At 72.9% G+C, this 23195-nt stretch carries 7 protein-coding genes; all 7 read left to right on the forward strand.

The window, feature by feature from the left end; all coding sequences use genetic code 11:
• Positions 1-26: 26 nt before the first annotated feature.
• A complete protein-coding gene (locus tag AB5J49_RS35715; RefSeq protein ID WP_369172978.1) occupies positions 27-9686 on the forward strand; it encodes a type I polyketide synthase in 9660 nt (3219 codons plus the stop codon).
• A 37-nt stretch (positions 9687-9723) separates the two neighbouring features.
• On the forward strand, positions 9724-15357 hold the full coding sequence (locus tag AB5J49_RS35720; protein ID WP_369172979.1) for a type I polyketide synthase: 5634 nt from the start codon (positions 9724-9726) through the stop codon (positions 15355-15357).
• Between the two features lie 305 nt (positions 15358-15662).
• Positions 15663-16493: a TauD/TfdA family dioxygenase gene (locus AB5J49_RS35725; protein WP_369172980.1), complete on the forward strand. Its 831-nt coding sequence runs from the start codon at positions 15663-15665 to the stop codon at positions 16491-16493.
• A gap of 60 nt (positions 16494-16553) precedes the next feature.
• Positions 16554-19580, forward strand: coding sequence for an amino acid adenylation domain-containing protein (locus AB5J49_RS35730; RefSeq protein WP_369172981.1), 3027 nt, complete (start codon positions 16554-16556; stop codon positions 19578-19580).
• Positions 19573-20424, forward strand: a complete 852-nt coding sequence (locus AB5J49_RS35735) for a metallophosphoesterase (RefSeq protein WP_369172982.1) — start codon at positions 19573-19575, stop codon at positions 20422-20424. Before AB5J49_RS35730 ends, AB5J49_RS35735 begins: the two co-directional genes overlap by 8 nt.
• Positions 20425-20483: 59 nt before the next feature.
• Positions 20484-22073 carry an acyl-CoA carboxylase subunit beta gene (locus tag AB5J49_RS35740; RefSeq protein ID WP_369172983.1) on the forward strand — a complete coding sequence of 530 codons (1590 nt, stop codon included), beginning with the start codon at positions 20484-20486 and terminating at the stop codon, positions 22071-22073.
• Positions 22070-23134: a 3-deoxy-7-phosphoheptulonate synthase gene (locus AB5J49_RS35745; RefSeq protein WP_369172984.1), complete on the forward strand. Its 1065-nt coding sequence runs from the start codon at positions 22070-22072 to the stop codon at positions 23132-23134. The genes AB5J49_RS35740 and AB5J49_RS35745 overlap by 4 nt, the downstream gene beginning before the upstream one ends.
• Positions 23135-23195 lie beyond the last annotated feature (61 nt).

Below are 23195 nucleotides of genomic sequence, written 5' to 3' on the forward strand. Positions count from 1 at the left end.
ACAGTTCCTGACAGAGGGGTCGCCCGATGGCGAACGAAGACAAGCTCCGGTACTTCCTGAAGCGGGTCAGCACCGATCTCGAAGTGGCGCACGAGCGGATCCGCGAGATGGAGGAGCGTGACACCGAGCCGATCGCCATCATCGGTATGAGCTGTCGCTACCCGGGCGGCGTGCGGTCGCCGGAGGACCTGTGGGATCTGGTCGCCGCAGGCACCGACGGCCTGTCGCCCTTCCCTTCGGACCGCGGCTGGAACCTGGACGGCGTGTTCCAGCCCGCGCCCGACGGGGCGACGTACGCGGGCGAGGGCGGCTTCGTCCAGGACGCGGGCGAATTCGACGCGGCGTTCTTCGGCATCAGCCCGCGCGAGGCCCTGGCCACGGACCCGCAGCAGCGGCTGCTCCTGGAGACGGCGTGGGAAGCCGTGGAGCGGGCGGGCATCGACCCCGAGTCGCTGCGCGGCAGCCGCACCGGTGTCTTCGCCGGCACGAACGGCCAGGACTACCCGTATCTGCTGATGGGGGCCGAGGCCGGGCTCGAGGGGTACATGGGCACGGGCAGTGCCGCGGCCGTGGTGTCCGGCCGGGTCTCGTACACGCTCGGCCTCGAAGGGCCCGCGATCACGGTCGACACCGCGTGTTCCTCGTCGCTGGTGGCGCTGCACCTGGCGGCCCAGGCCCTGCGCGAGGGCGAGTGTTCGCTGGCGCTCGCGGGCGGGGTCACCGTCATGGCGACCCCGGGCATGTTCAGCAGTTTCAGCGCACAGCGCGGACTCGCCCTCGACGGTCGCTGCAAGGCGTTCGCCGCGGCCGCCGACGGCACCGGCTTCGCCGAGGGCGTCGGGCTGCTTCTGGTGGAGCGGCTCTCCGACGCCCGGCGCAACGGTCACCGGGTCCTCGCCGTGCTGCGCGGCTCCGCGGTCAACCAGGACGGCGCGAGCAACGGCCTCACCGCGCCCAACGGCCCCTCCCAGCAGCGCGTCATCGAGCAGGCGCTCGCCGACGCGCGTCTGGCCCCCGGGCAGGTCGACGCGGTCGAGGCGCACGGCACCGGCACGGTCCTCGGCGACCCGATCGAGGCACAGGCGCTCCTGGCCGCCTACGGACAGGAGCGCTCGGCGGAGCGTCCGCTGTGGCTGGGCTCGGTGAAGTCGAACATCGGGCACACGCAGGCCGCCGCGGGCGTCGCCGGGATCATCAAGATGGTCATGGCGATGCGGCAGGGAGTGCTGCCGCCCACCCTCCACGTCGACGCCCCGACACCGCACGTGGACTGGACGGCCGGCCACGTGCGCCTCCTGACGGAGCCGACCGACTGGCCCGAGACGGGCGAGCCGCGCCGCGTGGGCGTCTCGTCGTTCGGCATCAGCGGGACCAATGCCCACGTCATCATCGAGCAGTCAGTCGAGCAGGCCGTCGATTCGGCTGTCGAGTCGGTCGGCGAGCAGGCGGAAGAACACCCCGAGGCGGTCGTACGTCCCGGCCTCGTCCCCTGGGTGATCTCCGCGCGCGGACAGGCGGCGCTGGCCGGCCAGGCAGCCAGGCTGCGGGCCCTGCTGGCCGCGCACCCCGAGTACGACCCCGTCGACGTGGCCCACTCACTGGCGACGACGCGCACCGCGTTCGAGGACCGTGCGGTGGTCGTCGGCGCGAACCGTGACGAACTGCTGCGCGGCCTCGATGCCCTCGTGGAGAACGAGGCGGGGCCGGTGTGCGGCACCGTGACGGAGGGACGGCTGGCGTTCCTCTTCAGCGGGCAGGGCAGCCAGCGGCTCGGCACGGGACGCGAACTCGCCGCCCGCTTCCCCGCCTTCCGCGAGGCGTTCGACGAGGTCTGCGCACAGCTGGACCCGCACCTCGACCGCCCGCTGCGCGACGTCCTGTACGCCGACGAGACGAGCGACGACGCCGGCCTGCTGCACCGGACGGCCCACACCCAGGCCGCCCTGTTCGCCGTCGAGGTCGCGCTGTTCCGGCTCCTCGACCACTGGGGCATCGCCCCCGACCTGCTCGCGGGCCACTCCATCGGCGAGCTGGCCGCCGCCCATGTCGCGGGCGTCCTCTCCCTAGAGGACGCGAGCACCCTGGTCGCCGCCCGGGGCCGCCTGATGCAGGCCCTTCCCGAGGGCGGCGCGATGGTCTCGCTCCAGGCGACGGAGGACGAGGTCCTGCCGCTCCTGGTCGACGGTGTGTCGATCGCCGCGCTCAACGCGCCCGACGCCACGGTGATCTCGGGCGACGAGGACGCCGCCCTCCGGATCGCCGCACACTTCCAGGGCCAGGGCCGCAAGACCAAGCGCCTGCGGGTCAGCCACGCCTTCCACTCGCCGCGCATGGACGCCATGCTGGACGACTTCCGCGCGGTCGCCCAAGGGCTGACGTTCCATCCGCCGCGGATCCCGATCGTCTCCAACGTCACCGGCGCGATAGCCCCCGCCGAGGAGATCTGCACGGCAGAGCACTGGGTGCGCCACGTCCGCCAGGCCGTGCGCTTCGACGACAGCGTCCGTGCCCTGGCCGAGCACGGGGTCACCACGTTCGTCGAACTCGGCCCCGACGGCGTGCTCTCCGCCCTCGTGGCGGACAGCCTGGCGGGCCGCACCACCGACCAGGCGGCCGAACCCGCCGTCGCCTTCCCCGTACTGCGCGGCGACCGCCCGGAGACCAGGGCCGCACTGACCGCACTGGCCCGCCTGCACGTGCGCGGCCGCACCCCGGACTGGCCCGCCCTCCTTCCCGACGCCGGCCAAGTCCCCCTGCCCACCTACGCGTTCCAGCGCAGTCGGTACTGGCCCGAGTCCCTCATCTGGACGGCGGCCCCCGACGCCGCCGTCGGCGAGGACCCCGCCGAGGCCGGATTCTGGGCCGCCGTTGAGCGCGCGGACCTGGACGCCGTGACCGGCACGCTGGCCCTGGAAGGGGACCAGCCGCTGAGCGTCGTGCTGCCCGTGCTGGCCGACTGGCGGCGCGCCCGGCGGGAGCAGTCCGCCCTCGACTCCCTGCGCTACGAGGTCCGTTGGCGGAGCGTGCCGGAACCCGAGGACGCCGCGCCCACCGGCACCTGGCTCGTCGTGGGCCCCGACGACGACACCACCGACGCGGCCACCGACGCCCTGACCGGGCGGGGCGCCACCGTCGTTCGGCTGCGGACGCCCGGCGACCCGGCCGGGGCGGACGAGCGGGCCGCGCTCGCCGAGCGGCTCCGGGACGCCCTGCGCGGACCGGACGAGTCGGACCGGGCCCTGCCGGTCGCCGGAGTCCTGTCCCTGACGGGCCCGACCAGCGACGGCAAGGACGGCACCGAAGCCCTGCTCCGCACCCTCGCGCTGGTGCAGGCGCTGGGCGACGCCCAGGTCGGCGCGCCCCTGTGGCTGGCCACCCGCGGAGCGGTCTCCGTGGGCGCCTCCGACCCGCTGACCCACCCGGAACAGGCGATGCTCTGGGGCCTCGGCCAGGTCGTGGCGGCCGAGGAACCGGCACGCTGGGGCGGCCTCGTCGACCTGCCCGACAGGCTGGACGCCCGCACGGGACGCCGCCTGTGCGCCGTCCTCGCCGCGCGCGACGGCGAGGACCAACTGGCGCTCCGCTCCTCGGGAGTTCACGCCCGCAGGCTGACCAGGCCCGCACCCGGCCCGTCGGCCACCCGCACGAAGTGGCAGCCCTCCGGCACGGTCCTCGTCACCGGCGGGACGGGCGCGCTCGGCGCCGTAGCCGCGCGCTGGCTGGCACGCAACGGAGCCTCCCGTCTCCTCCTCGTCAGCCGCAGCGGAAACGACGCCCCCGGCGCCGCCGAGCTGGTCGCCGAGCTGACCGGGCTCGGCACGGCGGTCACCGTCGCCGCGTGCGACGCAGCCGACCGCGACGCGCTGGCCGCCCTGCTGGCGTCGCTGCCCGCCGACGAGCCGCTGACCGCCGTGGTGCACACGGCCGGAGTGCTCGACGACGGCATGCTCGCCTCGATGACCCCGGAGCAGGTCGAGAAGGTCCTGCGGCCGAAGGTCGACGCCGCGCTCAACCTCCACGAACTGACCCGCGACCTGGACCTGTCCGCGTTCGTCCTCTTCTCCTCGCTGGCCGCCACCTTCGGTAACGCGGGCCAGGGGGCCTACGCGGCGGGCAACGCCTTCCTCGACGCGCTGGCGGCCGACCGCCGCGCCCACGGCCTGCCCGCCACGTCCATCGGCTGGAGCGCCTGGGCGGGGGCCGGCATGGCCGCCGACCCGGTGGTCGCCGAACGCGTCCGCCGCGGCGGCATGCCACCGCTGCCGCCCGAGCGGGCCATGGCCGCGCTGCGCCAGGCCGTCGAACACGGCGCCGCCCACACCGTCGTCGCCGACGTGGACTGGGCGCGCTTCGCCCCCACCCTCCTGGCCGGCGGCCGCGCCGCGTTCATCGGCGAACTGCCCGAGGTACGCGCCCTGCCGGCCTCCGACGACGCGCCGAAGGCGGCCGAGCAGGGCACGGCCGCGCTGCGCGCCCGGCTGTCGGGAGCCTTGTCGAGGGAGCGCGACCAGATCCTGCTGGCCCTGGTCAGCGGCCAGGCCGCAGCCGTGCTCGGGCACACGTCCGCGGACGCGGTGCAGCCCTCGCGCGCCTTCCGCGACCTGGGCTTCGACTCGCTCACCGCCGTGGAACTGCGCAACCTGCTCGGCAGCAGCACGGGCCTCGCCCTGCCCGCCACGCTGGTCTTCGACTATCCGACCCCACTCGTCCTCGCCCGGCACCTGCGCGACGAACTGGCGGGCTCCGGCGCCGACCCCGTACAGGACCAGCCCCCGGCGGCCCCGGCCGCCCTCGACGACGACCCGATCGCGATCGTCGGCATGGGCTGCCGTTTCCCCGGCGGCGCCCAGTCGCCGGAGGAGCTGTGGCGGCTCCTGGAGTCGGGCACCGACGCCGTCTCCCCGCTGCCCGCCGACCGGGGCTGGGACATCGACCGGCTCTACAGCGAGGACCCGGAACAGCAGGGCACCTCGTACGTCCGCGAAGGCGGGTTCCTGGCAGGCGCGGCGGAGTTCGACGCCGCGTTCTTCGGCATCGCACCGCGTGAGGCGCTGGCGATGGACCCGCAGCAGCGCCTGCTCCTCGAAACGTCCTGGGAGGCCTTCGAGCGGGCCGGGATCGACCCCGAGTCGGTGCGGGGCGCACGCGTCGGCGTCTTCGCGGGCACCAACAGCCAGGACTACACGGGTCTGTTGCTGGGCTCCGCCGAGAGCGCGGAGGGGCTGGTGGGCACCGGTAACGCGGCGAGCGTCGTCTCGGGACGTGTCTCGTACACGCTGGGACTCCAAGGGCCCGCGGTCACGGTGGACACGGCGTGCTCCTCGTCGCTGGTCGCCCTGCACCTGGCGGTCCAGGCGCTGCGGTCGGGTGAGTGCACCATGGCTCTGGCCGGCGGCGTGACCGTGATGTCGACCCCGTCGGCGTTCATAGAGTTCAGCCGCCAGCGCGGCCTGGCCACGGACGGCCGCTGCAAGGCGTTCGCGGACGCGGCGGACGGCACCGGCTGGGGCGAGGGCGTCGGCATGCTCCTGGTGGAGCGCCTGTCCGACGCCCGCCGCAATGGTCACCAGGTCCTCGCGGTCGTCCGCGGCTCCGCGGTGAACCAGGACGGCGCGAGCAACGGCCTGACCGCCCCCAACGGGCCCGCCCAGCAGCGCGTCATCCGCCAGGCACTGGCGAGCGCGGGCCTGACGGCAGCCGACGTCGACGCGGTGGAGGCACACGGTACGGGTACGACGCTGGGTGACCCGATCGAGGCGCAGGCACTGCTCGCGACGTACGGACAGAACCGGCCCGCGGACCGGCCGCTGCTGCTCGGCTCGATCAAGTCCAACATCGGGCACACGCAGGCGGGCGCCGGTGTGGCGGGCGTCATCAAGATGGTCATGGCGATGCGGCACGGCGTCCTGCCCCGGACGCTGCACGTGGACGCGCCGTCCTCGCACGTGGACTGGTCCGCCGGGGCCGTCGAACTGCTGGGGGAGCCGGTGGCATGGCCGGAGACCGGCCGACCGCGCCGCGCGGCGGTGTCGTCCTTCGGCGTCAGCGGCACCAACGCCCACACCGTCATCGAACAGGCGCCGGAGGCGGAGTCCGTAGCGGTGGAACCGTCCGGTGGGGCTGCTCCGGTCGTGGGTGCGGGCGTGCCGTTCGTGTTGTCGGGGAAGTCGGAGGGGGCGCTGCGGGCTCAGGCGGAGCGGTTGCGGCTGGTCGTCGAGGGCGGCGGGTTGCCGGAACTGCCTGCTGTGGGGCGGGCGTTGGCGTTGGGTCGGTCGCGGTTCGAGCACCGTGCGGTGGTGCTGGCGGGTGGGCTGGAGGAGCTGCGGTCGGGTCTGGAGACGGTCGCGCTGGGCGGCGGCTCGGCCGTCGGCGTGCTGCGCGGTGTCGTCGGCCCCTCGGCCCGTCCGGTGTTCGTGTTTCCCGGTCAGGGTGCGCAGTGGCAGGGCATGGCGGCGGGGCTTCTGGAGTCCTCGCCGGTGTTCGCGGCGCGGATGGCGGAGTGTGGGGCGGCGTTGGAGCCGTTCACGGATTGGCGCCTGCTGGACGTCGTACGGCAGGAGCCGGATGCTCCCGGTTTTGACCGGGTGGATGTGGTGCAGCCGGTTCTGTGGGCGGTGATGGTGTCGCTTGCGGAGTTGTGGCGGGCGTGTGGTGTGGAGCCCGCTGCGGTGATCGGTCATTCCCAGGGGGAGATCGCGGCGGCGGTCGTCGCGGGTGGTCTGTCGCTGGAGGACGGTGCGCAGGTCGTGGCGCTGAGGTCACGTGCGCTGCTGGCGTTGTCCGGTGGCGGTGGGATGGTCTCGGTGTCGTTGCCGGTGGTGGAGGTGCGTGAGCGCCTGACGGCCTGGGATGGTCGTATCTCGGTGGCGGCGGTCAATGGTCCTTCCTCGGTGGTGGTCTCTGGTGAGCCGCAGGCGTTGGAGGAGCTGGTGGCCTCCTGCGTCGAGCAGGATGTTCGGGCGAAGAAGATTGCCGTGGATTATGCCTCGCATTCGGCTCAAGTCGAGCTGATCGAGAGCGAGTTGGCAGACTTGTTGGCGGGTGTGGCGCCGGTCTCGGGGCGGGTGCCGTTCTACTCCACGCTCACTGGCACTCTGCTGGAGGACACGGTCGGTCTGGACGGCGGGTATTGGTATCGCAACCTGCGTTCCACGGTGGAGTTCGAGCGGGCGGTGCGTGCGGCGGAGGCCGATGGTCTTGCCGTGTTCGTCGAGGTGAGTCCGCACCCGGTGCTCAACCTCGGCCTGCAGGAGACCTTCGAGGCGGCCGGCAGCGATGCCGTGGCGCTGGGCACTCTGCGCCGTGACGAGGACGAGGCCCGCCGCTTCATGACCTCGCTGGTCGAGGCTCACGTCCACGGTGTCGAGCTGGACTGGCAGGCCCTGTTCGCGGGGCAGCAGGACAGCCACGTGGACCTGCCCACCTACCCCTTCCAACGTCAGCGCTACTGGCCGAAGCCCATGGCCCTCGCCGCCCGGGCGGCGGACGGCGGCGACCCGATGGACACGGTGTTCTGGGAGGCCGTGGAGAACGAGGACTTCGGGACGCTCGCCGACACCCTGGGGATCGGCACGGACGGCCGGGACTCCTGGTCGGACGTGCTTCCGACGCTGTCCTCGTGGCGGCGGCAGCAGCGCGAGCAGTCCGTCGTGGACGGCTGGCGGTACCGCGTCGTCTGGAAGCCGCTGGAGCGGCCCGCCGTGCCGGGCGGCGCCGTGCCGGCCGGGACCTGGCTGATCGTCACTTCGCAGGGCACGACGGACGACGAGCCCGCCCGGGCGATCGAGCGGGAGCTGGTTCGGCGAGGGGTGCGCACGGTGCGCGTGCCCTTGGAGGCCGACGACACAGGACGGGCCATGGCCCTCCAGTGGCTCGGCGACGCGCTCGCCGACGGGCCTGTCGACGGCGTCCTCTCCTTCCTCGCGCAGGACGAACGCCCCGACCCGTTCCACCCGGTGGTTCCCGCGGGCGTCGCGGCACTCACCTCGCTCGTCCAGGCCATGACGGACCTGGACGTCACCGCACCCCTGTGGTGCCTGACGCGAGGAGCGGTCGCGGTGAGCCGCGCCGAGCCGCTCGCCCGCCCGGTCCAGGCGCAGACCTGGGGGCTCGGCCGGGTGATCGGTCTCGAGCACCCCGAGCGCTGGGGCGGTCTCATCGACCTGCCGGCCGGGCTCGACGAGCAGACGGCCGCGCGGGTCTGCGGACTGCTGGCCGGGGCCGGGGCCGGGGACGAGGACCAGCTGGCCGTGCGTTCCCAGGGCGTGGTCGTACGCAGGCTGGTGCGGGCGCCCGCCGACCGTACGAAGGCCACGAAGCCCTGGCGGCCGCGCGGCACCGCGCTGGTCACCGGCGGCATGGGAGCCCTCGGTGGGCACGTGGCCCGCTGGCTCGCCGGCCACGGCGCGGGGCACCTGGTGCTGACCGGGCGCAGGGGCGCCGACACTCCCGGCGCGGCCGCGCTGGAGGCCGAACTCACCGCATTGGGAGTGCGGGTGACCCTGGCGGCCTGCGACGTCGCGGACCGCACGGCTCTGGCCGCCCTGGTCAAGGAGGTGGAGGCGGCCGACGGCGCGCCCATCCGCTCGGTGGTGCACGCCGCGGGGGAGACCCTGCAGATGGGCCTCAGGGAGTCCGATCCGGCGCAGTTCGCCCGCGTCATGGCGGCGAAGGCGGCCGGCGCGGCACATCTCGACGAACTGTTTGCCGATGCCTCGCTGGACGCCTTCGTCCTGTTCTCCTCGGGAGCGGCCGTCTGGGGCGGCGCCGCGCAGGGCGCGTACGCCGTCGGCAACTGCTCCCTCGACGCCCTGGCGGAGTACCGCAGGTCCAGGGGGCTGCCCGCGACCTCGGTCGCCTGGGGCGGCTGGGCGGGCGGCGGCATGGTGGACGGCGCCGCCGAGGACACTCTCGTCCGCCGCGGACTGCGGCCGATGGCGGCCGAGTCTGCCGTGCGGGCCCTGGTCCAGGCGGTGGAGCGGGACGAGATCTGCCTGACCGTCGCCGACATCGACTGGGCGCGGTTCGCGCCGGCCTTCACCATCTCCAGGGCCCGGCCGTTGATCGAGGACATCCCGGAGGCCGCCGCCGCGCTCAGGACCGACCAGCCGGCCGAGGACACGGCCGCCTCCCCGGCCACCGGCCTGCGGGAGCGGCTCGCCGCGGTGTCGGAGTCGGAGCGCGACAGGACACTCCTGGAGCTCGTTCGCTCCGAGGCCGCCGCTGCGCTGGGGCACCCCTCCGCCGACGCGGTGGAGCCCCAACGGGCCTTCAAGGACATGGGGTTCGACTCGGTCATGGCGGTCGACCTGCGTAACCGGCTGACCGCGGCCACCGGTGTGCGTCTTGAGACCACCGTGGTCTTCGACGAGCCGTCCCCGGTGGCGCTGCGCGACCGGCTGTGCCGCGAACTGCTGCCGGCGGACACCGGCGGGGACGCCGGACCGGCCGCGGGCACCGAGACCTCGCAGGATGCCGAGGCGCGTGCCGTCCTCGCCGCGGTGCCGATTGCCAGGATCCGCGCGGCAGGCCTGCTTGACCAGCTGCTGCGCCTCGCCGGGACCGCTGACGGGGATGAGGCCGGGGCAGGCCCGGCGGCGTCCGGGTCCGGGGACCGGGTGGACGAGATCAACGCCATGGACATCGCCGACCTCGTCCGGATGGCGAGAGGGACGAAGGACGCCTGATGCGAGAACTGCTGATGCGACGACCAGTGTGGAGCACATGATGGGGACGCAGGTCGAAGAGATCGTCCAGGCACTGAGGACGTCTCTCGTGGAGAACGAGCGGCTGCGTCAACAGCACCAGCGCCTCGTCGACGAACGCACCGAGCCCATCGCCGTCGTGGCGATGAGCTGCCGCCTGCCGGGCGGCGTCCGGTCACCGGAGGACCTCTGGCGGCTCGTCCTGGACGGCGAGGACGCCATGTCGGGCTTCCCCGACGGGCGCGGCTGGGACATGGGCGGGCTGCGCGGCCTCGGGGATTCGGGCATCACCCCGGAGGGCGGCTTCGTCCACCACGCCGACGCCTTCGACCCGGTGCTCTTCGGCATCAGCCCCCGCGAGGCGCTGGCGATGGACCCGCAGCAGCGGCTCCTCCTCGAAGCCGCCTGGGAGGTGCTCGAAAGGGCCGGGGTCGACCCCACGTCCGTACGGGGCACCGACACAGGGGTGTTCGTGGGCGCCTCCTCGTCGGGATACAGCGCGGGCATGTACGGCGATGCCGAGGGCAGCGAGAGCTTCCTGCTCACCGGCAGCGCGGGCAGCGTCCTGTCGGGCCGGCTCTCCTACAGCTTCGGCCTGGAGGGACCGGCGGTGACCGTGGACACCGCCTGCTCCTCGTCGCTGGTGGCGCTCCACATGGCCGTCCGCTCGCTGCGCGGCGGCGAGTGCTCGCTGGCGCTCGCGGGCGGCGTGACGGTCATGGCGTCCCCCGGCGCGTTCGTCGAGTTCAGCAAGCAGGGAGGGCTGGCCGGCAACGGCAGGTGCAAGTCGTTCGCGGCTGCCGCCGACGGCACCGGCTGGGGCGAGGGCGTGGGCGTACTGCTGCTGGAGCGGCTGTCCGACGCGCGACGCAACGGCCACCAGGTCCTGGCCGTGGTGCGGGGCAGCGCCGTCAACCAGGACGGCGCGAGCAACGGCCTCACCGCGCCCAGCGGCCCGGCCCAGCGCAGGGTGATCGGCCAGGCCCTCGCCGACGCCGGGCTGACACCCGCCGACGTCGACGCGGTGGAGGCGCACGGCACGGGCACGACGCTGGGCGACCCGATCGAGGCCCAGGCGCTCCTTGCGACGTACGGTCGCCAGCGGTCCGCCGGGCAGCCGTTGCTGCTCGGCACGGTCAAGTCGAACATCGGCCACACACAGGCCGCGGCCGGGGTGATCGGCGCGATCAAGACGGTCCTCGCACTCGGCCACGGCGTGCTGCCGCGCACCCTGCACGTCGACGAGCCGACCCCGCACGTCGACTGGTCGAGCGGCGCCGTGTCACTGCTGACCGAGGCCGTCGCCTGGCCGGACACCGGGCGGCCGCGGCGGGCCGGGGTCTCCGCCTTCGGGCTGAGCGGCACCAACGCTCACCTGATTCTCGAACAGGCCCCGCACGCCGAGCCCACGACGGACCCGGTCGACGCCGGGGCCACGGGCGCCCCGCTGCCCGTCGTGCCGCTCCTGGTCTCCGGACGCACGGACGAGGCGCTGCGCGGACAGGCCGCCCGGCTCCTCGACCGGCTGCGCGACACCCCGGACGTGCCGCTGACGGATCTCGGGCGGACGCTCGCCGTGTCCCGCGCGGCCCTGGACCGCCGCGCGGTGCTCCTGGCGGGCGACCACGTCGGCCTGCTGCGGGGGCTCACGGCGCTGGCCGCGGACGAGCCGGGCTCGGGTGTGGTCCGCGGCGCGGTGCGCGTCGCGGGCGGTACCGCCTTCCTGTTCACCGGGCAGGGCAGCCAGCGCCTCGGCATGGGCGAGGAACTCCACGCGCTGTTCCCCGCCTTCGCAGACGCCCTGGACGCCGCCTGCGCCCGGTTCGACCCGCATCTGCGGACGCCGCTGCGCGCGGTGATGTCCGGCACCGACGCGGACCTGCTGGACCGGACCGAGTACGCCCAGCCCGCGCTGTTCGCCTTCGAAGTGGCCCTCCACCGGCTCCTGGAGTCATGGGGGGTGCGCCCGGACGCGGTGGCCGGTCACTCGGTGGGAGAGCTCGCCGCCGCGCACGTCGCGGGCGTCCTGACCCTGGAGGACGCCTGCACGCTGGTCGCGGCGCGTGGCCGGCTGATGCAGGCGATGCCCGCGGGCGGCCGCATGGTCTCCGTCGAGGCGTCGGAGCAGGAGGTGCGGGAGTCGCTGGAGCGGGTGCGGGGCTCGCTGGCGGGCCGCCCCGACGCCGCCCTGTCGATCGCCGCGGTCAACGGCCCCGCGGCCGTCGTCGTCTCCGGCGACCGCGAGTCGGTCGACGAGGTCGCGGCACTGTGGGCGGCGCGCGGCCGCAGGCACAAGGAGCTGCGGACCAGCCACGCCTTCCACTCGGCCCACATGGACGCGATGCTGGACGAGTTCAGGTCCGTCGCCGACGGCCTGACGTTCCGTCGGCCGCAGATCGACGTCGTCAGCGCGCTGACCGGCGAACGGCTCACCGAGGAGCAGGCGGTCTCCGCCGACCACTGGACCCGGCAGGTCAGGGAGACCGTCCGCTTCGCCGACGCCGTCCGGCGGCTGAGCGACGACAACGTCTCCACGTTCGTGGAGCTCGGGCCCGACGGGGTGCTGACCGCACTCGCCCGGGGCTGCCTCGCCGACCGGACCGATGTCCGCCAGCCGCTGCTCGCCGCCGCGCAGCGACGCGACCGGCCGGCGGCACAGGCGCTCTTCCACCTGCTCGCCGAGCTCCATGTGCAGGGCCGGCCCCTCGACTGGGACGCGGTGTTCGCGGGCCGGGGCGCGCACCGCATCGACCTGCCGACGTACGCCTTCCAGCGGCAGCGGTACTGGCCTGCGCCCCCCGCGGCCCGCGCCGACGCGCCGGAACCCGCTGCCGAGGACGGCGGCTTCTGGAGCGCGGTGGAACACGGCGGGACCGCCGCGGTGGCGCGGCTCCTGGACGCGCCGGAGGAGGACGAGGCCGCGCTGCGCACGGTCCTTCCGGCCCTGGCCGCGTACCGCAAGCGCTACACGCGCGACACCCTGATCGGCGACTGGCGCTACCGGACGACCTGGGAGCCGGTCACGCCCCCCGACTCCCCGTCGGTGTCGGGCAGTTGGCTGGTCGTCGGCCCGGACACGATCGCCGCCGCCGAGGTGGCGCGGACGCTGCGCGCACACGGGGCCACGGTGCTGCGCGTCCCCCTCGCGGGCGCGGACCGGGATACCCTCGCCGACGCGGTGAACCGGCTGTGGCCGGACCCCGCGCTGCCGCCGATGGCGGGCGTGCTGTCCCTGGAGGCGCTGGCCGCCCCCGCGGACGGGAACTGCTCCGACGGCGCGCTGGCGGCGACGGCCGCCCTGTTGCAGGCACTGGGTGACAACGGCATCTCCGCGCCCCTGTGGTGCCTGACCTCGGGTGCCGTGCACGCCGAGGACGCCGACCCCGCCCCGGACCCGGTGGCCGCTCAACTCTGGGGCCTGGCACGGGTCGTGGCGCTGGAGCACCCCGAACGGTGGGGCGGCGTCGTCGACCTGCCCGGCACCCTCGACGAGAGCGCCCTGACCCGCCTCGTGCGGGTGCTCGGCGCCGGGGACCACGAGGACCAGCTCGCCGTACGCGCCTCGGGCGTCCTGGGGCGCCGTCTGGTCCGCGCCCGCCCCGAGGACCGGGAGCCGGTGCGCCGCTGGACCCCGCACGGCACCGTCCTGCTGACCGGCGCGGTGGGCGAACGCGGCGCACACGTGGCCGGCTGGCTGGCCGAGGAGGGCGCCGACCACGTGGTCCTCGCCGGTGCCGACGCCGAGCAGGCGGCGGTCGTTCAGGAGCGGGTGACCGCCGCGGGCGCCAAGGTGACCGTGCTGCCCGACCACGTGGCGGACTGCCCCGACCTGGCCGTCCGGATCGGCCAGCTCGCGCGTCTGAGCCATGTCACCGCCCTCGTGCACATCGCGCAGCCGACGGCGGTGGGCGTCCCGCTGGCCGAGACCGAGCCCGCCGAGCTGGCGCGGGCCGTGCGCGCGGAGACCGGACTGGCCCGGATTCTCGACGGGGCGCTCACCGCTCCGGAGCTCGAGGCCTTCGTGGTGTTCTCCTCCACCGCGGCCACCTGGGGCAGCGGCGGCTTCGCCGTCCACGCGGCGGTCGGTGCCGCCATGGACGCGATCGTGGAGGCGCGCAGGCAGCGAGGCCTGCCCGGCACCTCCATCGCCTGGGTGCCGTGGGCCGGCGCGGTCCCGGGGGCCGGCGACGAGCAGTTGCGCCGCCGCGGCGTCCGGCCGTTGCGCCCCGGCCGGGCCGTGCTCGCCCTCCAGCAGGCGCTGGACCACGACGACACCTGCGTGGCCATCGCCGACATCGACTGGGCGCGGTTCACGCCCGCCTTCACCATCGCCCGGCGCAGCGCGCTGCTGACCGGAATCCCCGAGGCGCGCGCGGTGCTCGCCGCCCCCGTGGCGGAGGCCCAGCCGGGTGAGTCTCCGGCCGCCCTGGCCGCCCGGTTGGAGAGCTGCTCGGCGCCCGACCGTTATCAGCTGCTGCTCGAACTGGTGCGTGGCCGTGCGGCGTCGGTGCTCGGTCATGCGTCGGCCGGCTCCGTCGACCTCGACCGGGACTTCCTTGAGCAGGGTTTCGATTCGCTGACGGCGCTGGAGCTGCGCGACAGCCTGCAGGCGGGGATCGGCCTCGACGGCCTCTCCGGCACGCTTCTCTTCGACCACCCCACGCCGTCCGAGCTGGCCCGGCACCTGTCGGCCCTGCTCGCCGACGGCAACACCGGGGGCGACGGCGGGGCCGCGGGCACATCGCCCACCGTCCCCCCGGCCACCGCCGGCCCGGCGGCCGGGAACAGCGGCGGCATCCTTGGTCCGCTGTTCCGACACACCCGCTCCCTGGGGGAGTCCACGGAGTACGCGAAGGCCCTGCTGCGACTCGCCGAGTTCCGCCCGGTCTACACGGACCCGGCCGAGCTGCCCCGGCCCGCCTCCGTCGTCCGCCTGGCGTCGGGCAGGGGACGGGATGCGTCCGGCGGCCGGCGGGGCGGGTCCGGCGAGGAACTGCCCCCGCTCTTCTGCTGCTGCACGATGTCGATGCTCTCCGGAGCGCACGAGTACGCGAGGCTCGCGGCCGGATTCCGCGGGTCGCGCAGTGTGTACGCGCTGCCGCACCCGGGCTTCGCCGACGGCGAGACGCTGCCCGCTTCCTTCGACGTCCTGATGCGTACGCACGCCGCCTCGGTCCTGCGCACCGCGGGGGACGGGCCGTTCGTCCTGACCGGCCACTCGGGCGGCGCACAGCTGGCCAACTCCCTCGCACACGAGCTGGCCGGGCAGGGCCGCCCGCCCGCCGCCGTCGTGCTCCTGGACAGCTATCCCACGGAGAGCGAAGTGATGGCGCAGTGGGTCCCCGAGCTCCTGGACGGAATGCTCGAACGGGACAGCGCCTACACGCCGATGGACGACTTCCGCACCACCGCGTGGGCTGCGTATCTGCCGCTCCTGCACGGCGTGGCGCCGCAGCCGGTCGAGGTGCCCACGCTCCTCATGCGGGCGAGTACCCCCCTGCGCGAGTGGACGGGGGAGGGCGACTGGCGCGCTTTCTGGCCCCTGCCGCACACGGCCGTCGACGCACCGGGTGACCACTTCACCCTGATCGGCGACCACGCGGCGGACGTCGCCCGGCAGATGCAGGAATGGCTCAGGAGCGAGGGCTGCTGAGCGGGCCCGCCGCCGCACCCCGTACAGGGGTCGGCGGCGGTGGTTAGGGGTTGCCGCGAGTTTGGCTCGATTCATAGTCTCCGGACTGGAGTCGACTTGGCGGACCCGTAGTTCGCATCAACTCTGCAAACGAATGGTTGACTATGCCTGTCGAAGCAAGGCCGAAAATCGGCGATGATGCCCAGATCTCCCTCGACGGCCCGGAAAGGGATGAACTCACGGCCCTTTCCGTCCAGTTGCGGGACACCGAACCCCAACTGGTCGACGACCCACGCTGGATAGCGAAAGCCAGAGGTCTCTCCTGCATGGTGCCGCCGCGTCTGCGGCAGGCGTTGCGCCAATTCACCTGGAATTCCGGTCGCGAGGCCATGCTGCTGGTCCGCAATCTGCCGGTGGACCCCGAGACGGTGCCCGACACCCCGGCGGTCCGCGGGTCGGTGCAGCGCGAGAGCAGCACGTCGGCCGCCGCGCTCGTCCTCATCGCCATGGCGATGGGTGAGGTGGTCGCGTTCGACAAGGAGAAGTCGGGCGCGCTCGTCCAGGACGTGGTGCCGGTTCCCGGAATGGAGGAGTTCCAGGGAAACGCGGGCTCCATCAAGCTCAACATGCATACGGAGAACGCGTTTCACGAGCACAAGCCCGACCTGGTCGGCCTGATGTGCCTGCGCAACGACCACGAGAACATCGCGGGGCTACGGGTGGCCTCCGTGCGCAACGCGATCCCGCTGCTGTCCGACCGCGTCAGGGAAATCCTCCACCAGCCCCGCTTCGTCACCGTCGCGCCCGCGTCCTTCGAGCTGGAGGACGAAATGCAGGAGCCGCACGGAATCCTCAGCGGAAGTGTCGAGGACCCCAATCTGAAGGTGGACTTCAGCAGCACGCTCCCGGTCGACGACGAGGCCGGCGAGGCGATGGCGCAACTCGAGTCGGTCATCGAGCAGATTGCCCACACGCTGATCATGCGCCCCGGTGACCTCGCGTTCGTGGACAACCGACTCGCCCTGCACGGGCGCAATGCCTTCCAGCCGCGGTACGACGGCCGGGACCGCTGGCTGCAACGCGTCTTCGTGCACCTGGACTTCCGCAGGTCCCGCGCCATGCGGCAACGGGACGGTCAGGTCCTCGGCGCCGCCTGACCACCGCCCCGACCGCGCGCGAACGCACCAACGACCGATCGAATCGAATCGAGGTACCCCATGTCCGCGGGTGAGGACGACAGCACCTACAGCCGACCTGTCTCACCCACGGAGACATGGTTCCTGGTCTACCCCGACTCGGTTCCCGGCGTCATCCAGATCGTGATCGAGGGCGCGGGACACATCGATCCCGACGGGCTGACCCGCGCGGTGGAGATCGCGTCCCGGGCCTGTCCCGGGGCGCGGTTGACCCGGCAGGGCATGACATGGGTGGACAGCGGCACGGCCCCGGCCGTTCGGGTGCTGCCCGACAACTCCCTCGACCCGCGCACCTTCGCGGGCACCGAGCGGCTGCACAGCCCGCTCATGGGCCGCGACGGAGGCCCCACCTGCGAGATCCTGCTGCAGCCGGGTGACACGTCGGACACGCTGGTCCTGCGGGCCTTCCACGCCGTCATGGACGGCCAGGGCGTGCGCGCCTGGGCCGACGACGTCTTCCGCGTGCTGCGCGGCGAGGAACCGCTCGGCGCCCCCTCGCGCATCACGGAGTCCGAGCTGATCGAGCAGGTCGGCGCCCCCGAGAGCCGCGACATCGAGCCCGATCTCGACTGGCCGTCGTCGCTCGGCTCCCGCCCTCAGGGACAGCACGCCTTCTTCTGGCGGCGGCGCACCGTCGACGGCACGCACCCGGCGCTGGTGGCGAAGATCGCGCTGGCCGTCACCCAGGCCTGCGGGCTGAGCACCGGACGCTTCCTCGTCCCGGTCGACCTGCGCAGGTACCTGCCCGGCGTCCGCTCGACCGGCAACCTCACCAACAACCCGCTGTACGAGGTGCGCGCGGGCTCCAGTTGGGAGCAGGCGCACGAGCAGCTCCTGTCGATCCTCGCCGGTCGCCAGGACCTCGCGGCCCGTGTCGACCCGACGCTGCCCACCCAGGACCTGACCGTGCTGAGCCGGCAGATCATGGGACTCGACGCGTTCTCCGCACAGCACGACCGCTACAGCAGCCTGGCAACGCTGTCACACGTCGGCAAGGTGGACCTGGCCGGCTTCAGCACGGACACGTTCCACGCCACGACGGTGTACTCGCTGCCCAACGCCGGGCCTCTCGGCCCGCCCGAGATCAACGCGGTGGAGTGCGGCGGGCGAACGGAGATCACCATCGGCTGGTACGACGGCCCGCAGACCCCCGAGCGGGCCGAGGCGCTGCTCGACCGGATCGAGGAAGCCCTGTCCCCGCGCGACCGCCGCGAGTGGGGCGCCAACGACACCGCACGTCCCCTCGCCCACCCCGGCACGGTGGTCCAGCAGTTCCAGGAGCAGGCCGACCGGGCCCCGGAGGCGATCGCGCTGACCGGCCCCGAAGGGGATGTGACGTTCCGTCAGTTGAGCGCGCGGGCGGACGCCGTCGCGGCCGAGCTGCTCGACCGCGGTGTCGGCCGCGACACCCTCGTGGGACTCCTCGCGGGCCGCACGGTCGCGGGCATGGCCGCCATCTGGGGCGTGCTCAAGGCCGGCGCGGCGTATCTGCCGCTCGACCCGCAGCAGCCCGACCACCGGCTCGCCGACCTGGTGACGGACGCCGGGGTGACGGTCTGCCTGACCGAACGCGTCTACGCCGACCGGGAGTTCACCGGGCCGGCCGGAGCGCAGACGGTGCTGCTCGAGGACCTCGCGGAGTCCACGCGCAGGCCGTCCGGCGTCGACGTGCGGCCCGAGGACCTCGCGTACGTGATCTACACATCGGGGTCGACCGGCCGCCCCAAGGGCGTCGAGATCGAGCACCGCCAGCTGACCACCTTCGTCAGCTGGGCGACCCGGGTCTACGGCGTGGACGCGACCTCCCGGTTCCCGCTGTTCACCTCGCTCGCCTTCGACCTGTCCAACACGGCGCTCTTCCTGCCGCTCCTCGCGGGCGGTTCGATCGCGCTGGTGCCGGACGAGCCCAACCATGTGGTCCTGCGGGACATGCTGGAGAACTCGGGTGCCAACGCGCTCAAGCTCACCCCCACCCACCTCGACCTCATCAGCCGCTTCGATCTCGCCCCGAGCGGATTCCGCTCCGTCATCGCGGGCGGCGAGCTGCTGCGGACCTCGGTCGCGGACCGCGCCCAGCGGCTCTTCGGGCCGGACTGCGGGATCTTCAACGAGTACGGGCCCACCGAGACGACCATCGGCTGCATGACGCGGCGCTACGACGCGGAGCGCGACGCCGGACGGCCCTCCGTGCCCATCGGCGTGCCCACCGACAACACCCGGATCCATCTGCTCGACGGCGACGGCGGCTTCGTCGCCCCGGGCGAGGTGGGGGAGATGCACCTGGCCGGCGACCAGCTGGCGCGGGGCTACCGCGGCCGCCCCGACCTCGACCGCGAACGGTTCACGGCCCTGGCCGACGGCACCCGCGTCTACCGCAGCGGCGACCTGGCCCGCATGCTCCCGTCGGGCGAGCTGGAGTCCGTAGGTCGCAACGACGAGCAGGTGAAGGTGCTCGGCTACCGCATCGAACCCGCCGAGATCGCCCGGACCCTGGAGGAACACCCCGCGGTGGCCACGGCGTTCGTGACCGGCCTGGTCAAGCCGGGCACGCGGGACAAGGTCCTGTGCGCCTACGTCGTGCTGCGCGGCGAGGCGACCGTCGAGGAGCTCACCGCACACGTCAGGGAGCGCCTGCCGCGCTACATGGTGCCCACCGCGACGTTCGTCGTCCCCGACCTGCCCCGCACCGTCAACGAGAAGGTCGAGGTCTCGGCGCTGCCCGTGCCCTTCGAGGGACCGGCGGCCGCCTCCGCGACGGCGGGTCCCACGACGCGCAGCGAGGCCGAGGACGCGGTGGCCAAGATCTGGGCCCGGGTCCTTGCGGTGGACGTCGACCTGCTCGGCGCGGACGCGGACTTCCACCGGCTCGGCGGCAACTCCGCCACGCTCCTCGCGATGCTGGCCGCAGTCAGCGCGGACGTCGTGGGCATCGAGCGGGAGAAGGACTTCATGGCCCGGCTGCCGGAGATCATCGCAGGCCCCACCCTGGCCAGGGTGGCAGAACTGGCCGAACAGGCGCGCGCGGACAGCGGGGTGGGCGGTGCCTGACCCACGACCGGGCAGCCTGGTCGCGATCAGCGACCTCCACATCCGCTACGACGAGAACAGGGCGATCGTCGACGCCCTGCGGCCCGGATCCGACCAGGACTGGCTGATCGTCGCGGGCGACATCGGCGAGCGCGTCTCCGATATCGAGTGGGCGCTGCGCACCTTGCGCGACCGGTTCGCCAAAGTGGTGTGGGCACCGGGCAACCACGAACTGTGGACGGCACCCGACGATCCGGTCCAACTCCGCGGGGAGCAGCGCTATCTCCACCTCGTCGACCTCTGCCGCGGACTCGGCGTGGCCACACCCGAGGACCCCTATCCGATCTGGCAGGGAGAGGGCGGCCCGGCCGCGGTCGCCCCACTGTTCCTGCTGTACGACTACACCTTCCGGCCCGCCGGGACGTACTCCAAGGCGGCGGCGCTGGAACTGGCAGAGCGGGCCGGAGTGGTCTGCAGCGACGAGTTCCTGCTGCACCCCGACCCCTACCCGAGCAGGGAGGCGTGGTGCCGCGCCCGGGTGCGGGCGACCGAGGCCCGGCTGGAGGCGCTGCCGGCGGATCTGCCCACCGTCCTTGTCAACCACTTCCCTCTGGTGCGCGAACCCACCCGGATCCTGTGGCGCCAGGAGTTCGCGCTGTGGTGCGGGACGACGGCCACGCACGACTGGCACCGGCGCTTCCGTGCCAGGGCCGTGGTCTACGGACATCTGCACATTCCGCGGGTGATCCGGTGCGACGGCGTACCGCACCAGGAGGTCTCTCTCGGCTATCCCCGTGAGTGGCGTCGCCGTCCGGGCGAGCCCGGCCGACTGGTGCCGGTCCTGCCGGCGGCCGTTCCCGTGTGACACCCCCTGCATGACTTGAGGCTGCTCAGCGAACCCCCACAGAGTTGGAGTGGTGTGAGATGACCGTCCTGCACGAGCGCCCCGCCGGCCTGTCGGCGTCCGATGCCCGCGGCCGTGTGGCCGAACTGATGGGGATGCGGGAGCAGGCCATCAACGGGCCCGGCGAGAAGGCGACCGAGGCGCAGCACGCCAAAGGCAAGCTGACGGCACGCGAACGGATCGAGCTGCTTCTCGACCCGGGGTCGTTCAGCGAGGTCGAGCAGTTGCGCCGGCACCGGGCCACGGGTTTCGGTCTGGAGGCGAAGAAGCCGTACACGGACGGTGTGATCACCGGTTGGGGGACGGTGGAGGGCCGGACGGTCTTCGTGTACGCGCATGACTTCCGGATCTTCGGCGGTGCGCTGGGCGAGGCGCACGCGACCAAGATCCACAAGATCATGGACATGGCCATGGCGGCCGGTGCCCCCCTGGTCTCGTTGAACGACGGCGCGGGCGCCCGTATCCAGGAGGGCGTCTCGGCGCTGGCCGGTTACGGCGGCATCTTCCAGCGCAACACCAAGGCCTCGGGTGTGATCCCGCAGATCAGTGTGATGCTGGGCCCGTGCGCGGGCGGTGCGGCGTACTCGCCGGCGCTGACGGATTTCGTGTTCATGGTGCGAGAGACCTCGCAGATGTTCATCACGGGGCCGGACGTGGTCCGCGCGGTGACGGGCGAGGAGATCTCCCAGAACGGTCTGGGCGGCGCCGACGTGCATGCCGAGACCTCCGGGGTGTGCCATTTCGCGTACGACGACGAGGAGAGCTGCCTCGACGAGGTCCGGTACCTGCTCTCGCTGCTGCCGTCCAACAACCGCGAGATGCCCCCGGCCGTCGCGAGCCCGGACGCCGTCGACCGGAGCTGCGACGCGCTGCTCGACCTCGTGCCCGTCGACGGTAACCGCCCCTACGACATGACCAAGGTCATCGAGGAACTCGTCGACGACGGCGAGTACCTGGAGGTCCACGAGCGCTGGGCGCGGAACATCATCTGCGCGCTGGCCCGCCTGGACGGACACACCGTCGGCATCGTCGCCAACCAGCCGCAGTCGCTGGCCGGTGTCCTGGACATCGAGGCCTCCGAGAAGGCCGCGCGCTTCGTGCAGTTCTGCGACGCGTTCAGCATCCCGATCGTCACCCTGCTGGATGTCCCCGGATTCCTGCCGGGCGTCGACCAGGAGCACGGTGGGATCATCCGGCACGGCGCCAAGCTGCTGTACGCGTACTGCAACGCGACCGTGCCGAGGATTTCGCTGATCCTGCGCAAGGCCTACGGAGGCGCGTACATCGTGATGGACAGTCAGTCCATCGGTGCGGACCTGACCTATGCCTGGCCGACGAACGAGATCGCGGTGATGGGCGCCGAGGGCGCGGCCAACGTGATCTTCCGCAAGCAGATCGCGGCCGCCGAGGACCCCGAGGCGATGCGTGCGCGCATGGTCAAGGAGTACAAGGCCGAGCTGATGCACCCCTACTACGCCGCCGAGCGCGGCCTGGTCGACGACGTGATCGACCCGGCCGAGACCCGCGAGGTACTGATCAAGTCTCTGGCGATGCTCCGGACCAAGCACGCCGACCTGCCTTCGCGTAAGCACGGCAACCCTCCGCAATGACGCCCGCATCCGTGCAAGGTCCCGGCCGGGGCGGCCGGCGGGAGGGGTGGGCGGAGCTCGTCCTGCCGGGCGAGATCCGTCGGCTCTGCGAGCAGATGGCGGCAGCCGCGCGGGGTGAGGCATTCGTGCTGCAGGCGGGCGACTGCGCGGCGGAGGCCGCAGGGGACACCGGGCCCCGCGTCGTGACCGGTGTCCGCACGCTCCTGCAGGCGGCGCTTGTGCTGACCTACGGCACCCAGGTTCCGGTGACCAAGATCTGCCGGCTGCCCGCCCACCTCGACGACGCCCCCGCCCCGTGCGGGCTGCCGCGGACTCATGCCGGCTCGGCGACGATGCTGAACACGGTGCGGGCGATGACCCGTGAGGCGTCCGTCGCCGACGTGCGCCAAGTGCATCAGTGGAACCAGCAGTTCGTCCGTACCACGGCGGTGGGCGCCCGGTACGCGGAGCTCGCCCGGCGGATCGACCGCGTGATGCGCTTCATGGCCGCCTGGGACTTCGACGACACCCGGCTGCGGACCACGGCGATCTTCGCGGGCCGTCAGTTGCCGCTCCACGACTACGAGTGCCCGCAACTGTGCCGCGAGAAGGACGACGATGGCGTTCCCTGGGACCTGTCGTCCCATTTCCTCTGGCTGGGAGAGGGCACCCGGAACATGAACGGCCCTCACATCGCGATCGCCGAATCCGTCGCCAACCCGCTCGGCCTCGAGATCGGCCCCGACACTCTTCCGGAGGAAGCCGTCGAGTGCGTTCGACGGCTGGATCCACATTTCCAGCCCGGCCGGGTCACCTTGATGAGTGGCATGGGCAGCGGAAGAGTGCGGGACGTATTGCCGCCCATCGTCGAGAAGGTGACCGCGTCCGGTCATCAGGTCGTGTGGCAGTGCGACCCCATGCGGGAAAACTCCCCCCTTTTCCATGTTGCCGCAGAGGTGCGTGGCTTCTTCGAAGTTCACCGGCGCCTTGGAACGTACCCGGGCGGGATACGTCTCGACCTTACGGATGAGAATGCGGCCATGGAGCTGGCGTTTCTCATTGCCGAGACGCTTCGCGGCTGATTTGCAAGTTTTTTCCGTTCTGGGATCTCAATTCCCTGATCGCCCCATGTCTGGGCGACTT

It is taken from the genome of Streptomyces sp. R28 (assembly GCF_041052385.1).
Taxonomy (GTDB): Bacteria; Actinomycetota; Actinomycetes; order Streptomycetales; family Streptomycetaceae; genus Streptomyces.